Origin of the sequence: Streptomyces sp. SID9727 (assembly GCF_010550605.1) — a bacterium.
Classification (GTDB): domain Bacteria; phylum Actinomycetota; class Actinomycetes; order Streptomycetales; family Streptomycetaceae; genus Streptomyces.
Genome location: NZ_JAAGNI010000267.1, coordinates 1 through 3851 on the forward strand (window position 1 = coordinate 1; position 3851 = coordinate 3851).

3 protein-coding genes are annotated in these 3851 nt (G+C 75.7%); 1 reads left to right on the forward strand and 2 read right to left on the reverse strand.

Annotated features, from left to right (window positions below; genetic code table 11):
- Positions 1–2189: DUF5682 family protein (locus G3I41_RS17530; protein ID WP_164401166.1), on the reverse strand; the 2189-nt coding region annotated here is incomplete at its 3' end.
- Positions 2186–3298, reverse strand: coding sequence for an AAA family ATPase (locus G3I41_RS17535; protein WP_164401167.1), 1113 nt, complete (start codon positions 3296–3298; stop codon positions 2186–2188). The genes G3I41_RS17535 and G3I41_RS17530, both read right to left, overlap by 4 nt.
- A gap of 127 nt (positions 3299–3425) precedes the next feature.
- On the opposite strand from G3I41_RS17535, the gene G3I41_RS17540 reads away from it, so the two are divergent.
- Positions 3426–3851, forward strand: a 426-nt coding sequence (locus G3I41_RS17540) for an SWIM zinc finger family protein (RefSeq protein ID WP_239081682.1), incomplete at its 3' end; no start/stop codon positions are given.

Below are 3851 nucleotides of genomic sequence, written 5' to 3' on the forward strand. Positions count from 1 at the left end.
CCCGTGGCTCCGGCGGGGGCCGGGCCGCGCCGGACGAGGTCGCCCAGGGTGCGCCGGACGCCCGGTTCGTACGCGGAGAACGTGCGCCGCAGCAGGGGCAGCACGTCGGTGAACGTGTCGGCGGGGACTCCGGTGAGCCAGGAGTCGACCAGCGCGAGCAGCCGCTCGTCGTGGACGAGGAGCATGCCGCCGCCCGCCGCCCCGCCGACGAAGCCCTCGATCCACGCGGCGGCGTCGGCCGGCGGGGTGCCCGGGGAGAGGGCGAGGCCCATCAGCCGGGCGGCGGCGTCCTGGTCGAGGTGGCCGTCGTCCAGGAGCAGACGGGCGGCCCGGCCCCGGATGACGCCCGCGACCGTGTCCCGGACGGTCAGCTTGTGCAGCACCGCGCGCCAGCGCTCGCGCAGCCCGTCCGCGCTCGACGGGACGGCACCGGCGAGGAGTCCGATCGCGGTGTGGACGCCGTCCACCTGGCGGCGCAGTGCTTCGGCGCCCTCGGCGTCGAGCCCCGTGCAGGCGGGCGGCAGGCCGACGCAGATCCGCTCCGCGAGGCCGGCCGCGACCTCGCCGAGCGCCGTGGTGTCCGTGGCGCGGACGTCCCCGTAGCGCAGGGTGCGGGCCAGGGCCGGGAGGGCGTCCGCGAGGTGGCCGACGTCGGCGTCGAGCGCGGCGCGGTCGGCGAGGGCCCGCATCACGACCGGCAGGGCGTCCGGCAGGTCGGCGAGCAGGCAGCGCTCGGCCAGCCCGGTGACCTCGGCGAGGGCGGTCGCGGCCAGGGCGTCCGACTCGGCGCGGGCGGTGGCGGCGGAGAGCACGGTGGTGCCCCAGACGCCCGCCTCGGCGACGCGCACGTACAGCTCGGGCTCCCAGCGCAGCCGCCAGCTCTCCCGGAAGGTGCCGGTGCTCCCCCGGCCGGCAGCCGGTTCGCCCCAGGCGATGCCGAGGAGGCGGAGCCGGTGCAGCAGGCGGCTGCGGGAGGCGTCGGTGTCCTTGCGGAGGTCGAGGTCGATCTCCCGCTCGTCGGCCTCCGGCTTGAGCCGCAGGGTGCGCTGCTGCCGGGTCAGGTCGCGCTGGAGGGGGACCGCGGGGGCGGTGTCGGGGACCTCGCCGAGCGTGGTGCCGACGACGAGGCGGTCATGGACGAGCGCGAGCGGCACGTCGGAGCCCTCGCACATGACGGCCCGTATCGCGTCGGTCGTCTCGCTCAGCCCGGCGAGCGGCCGGCCGCGCATCGCGGCGAGCGTCTGCGCGAGCCGGACGGCCTCGATGGCGTGGGCGGACGAGACGAAACGGTCCTCGTCGCGCAGGAGTCCGGCGACCTTCGTCATCCAGCGCTCGATCGGGCGGTCCGGGGCGGCGAAGAGGTGCTCGTACCACCCGGGCGACTCGATGCCCGCGCCGTATCCGCTGTGCCGGGCCAGTCTGCGGTGGGTCCAGGGCACCCAGGTCAGCTCGGCCTTGGCCTTGGGCAGGCCCTTGAGCAGGGCCCGGTCGGCGGTGAGCGTCGTCCGCGTGCGCAGGGCGGGGACGTGCCAGGCGCCGCAGACCACCGCGAAGTCGTCGCCGAACTCCTTCTTCGCCGTGCGGAGCTGGATGCGCATGTACGCCTCGCGCACCGCGTCCCGGGGATGCCCGCCGTCCCCGTACGCCTCCCGGAGCGCGGCCATCGCCTCGCCGAGCGCGGCGAACGCGGCGAGCGGTCCGGCCGCCTCACCGCTGCCGGGGACGCGGTGCTCGACCACGTCCTCCCACCAGCGCTCGGGGTCGTCGTACCCGGCGGTCTCGGCGAGCACCCGGATCGGGTCGACGGGGACGGGCCGTGCGTCCGGCTCTTCCTGGGAGGCGTCGTCGGCCTCCATGGCGAGCGAGTGGGCGGCGGGCAGGTCGATGAAGCGGACCGGCAGGTCCCGGGCCAGGGCCCAGCGGATGGCGACCCACTCGGGGGAGAACTCGGCGAACGGCCAGAACGCCGCCCGGCCGGGGTCGTCCACCGCGTGGGCCAGCAGGGCGACCGGGGGCCGCATCTCCTCGTCGGCCGCGAGCGGCAGCAGCGCGTCGCCCTCGGGCGGGCCCTCGAGGAGGACCGCCCGCGGGTTCGCCGTGTCGAGGGCGGCGCGGACGGCGCGGGCCGAGCCCGGGCCGTGGTGCCGCACCCCCAGCAGCAGCGGCCCCGGTCCACGGGTGCCGGTCATGCGGACGCCTCCCGGCAGGCGCGGTAGAAGTCCTTCCAGCCGTCCCGCTCGCGCACCACGGTCTCCAGGTACTCCTGCCAGATCACCCGGTCCGCCGCCGGGTCGCGGACGACGGCGCCGAGGATGCCGGCCGCGACGTCGCCGGGGCGGAGCACGCCGTCCCCGAAGTGGGCCGCCAGCGCGAGGCCGTTGGTGACGACGGAGATGGCCTCGGCCGTGGACAGCGTCCCCGAGGGGGACTTGAGCTTGGTGCGGCCGTCGGTGGTGACCCCGTCGCGCAGTTCGCGGAAGACCGTGACGACGCGGCGGATCTCGGCGAGGCCGTCGGGCGCGGGCGGCAGGTCGAGCGAGCGGCCGACCTGGTCGACGCGGCGGGAGACGATGTCGACCTCCGCCTCCGGGGTCGCGGGCAGCGGCAGGACCACGGTGTTGAACCGGCGGCGCAGGGCGCTGGACAGCTCGTTCACGCCCCGGTCGCGGTCGTTGGCGGTCGCGATGACGTTGAACCCGCGCACCGCCTGGACCTCCTGGCCCAGCTCGGGCAGGGGCAGGGTCTTCTCGGAGAGGATCGTGATCAGCGAGTCCTGCACATCGGCGGGGATGCGGGTCAGTTCCTCGATGCGGGCGGTCATGCCCTGGGCCATGGCGCGCATCAGCGGGCTGGGCACGAGCGCGTCGCGGCTGGGGCCGTTGGCGAGCAGCTGCGCGTAGTTCCACCCGTAGCGGACGGCCTCTTCCGGGGTCCCCGCCGTGCCCTGCACCAGCAGCGTCGAGTCACCGCTGACGGCCGCGGCCAGGTGCTCGGAGACCCAGGTCTTCGCCGTGCCGGGGACGCCGAGGAGCAGCAGCGCCCGGTCGGTGGCGAGCGTGGTGACGGCGACCTCGACGAGGCGGCGCGGTCCCACGTACTTCGGTGTGATGACGGTGCCGTCGGGCAGGGCGCCGCCCAGCAGGTACGTCGCGACGGCCCAGGGCGACAGGCGCCAACGCTCGGGCCTGGGGCGGTCGTCGGCTGCCGCGAGCGCCTTCAGCTCGTCGGCGAAGGCGTCCTCGGCATGCGGGCGCAGTACCTCGCCTGTGCTCGCCTGGGTGGTTTCGGACACGGTCATGGATCCCCCTCCGGATCGGTCGCCAAGTCGGTCGGCCGGATGTGGTTCCACCGTGCACCATGGCACTGACAATCGGCGTTCGCGCAGGTGAGAGCCATTGTCAGTGGGGCCGCCTAACGTCGTTGGCATGCTGCTGACTGACGGGGGAGAACCCTTGGGCGCCGCTGCCTCGGCCGCGCGCTGGACGGTGGAGCAGGTGCTGGCCCTGGCTCCTGACGACGCCTCACGCAAGGCGGGGAACAAGCTCGGTGCGGCCGGCTCCTGGTCGGACACCGGGTGGGACGTGACGGGCGGGGTGTGGGGGCTGTGCAAGGGCAGTGGGAGCAAGCCGTACCGGACGGTGGTCGACACCACCGGTCCCGCGTACAAGTGCAGTTGCCCCAGCCGGAAGTTCCCGTGCAAGCACGCGCTGGGGCTGCTCCTGCTCCGCGCCGCCGACGACGCGGCGGTGCCCGCCGGGTCGCCGCCGGACTGGGCCGAGGAGTGGCTGACCGGCCGCCGCGCCCGCGCGGAGACGAAGGCGCGGCCTGCCGGGGACGAGGGCGCGGCGGGC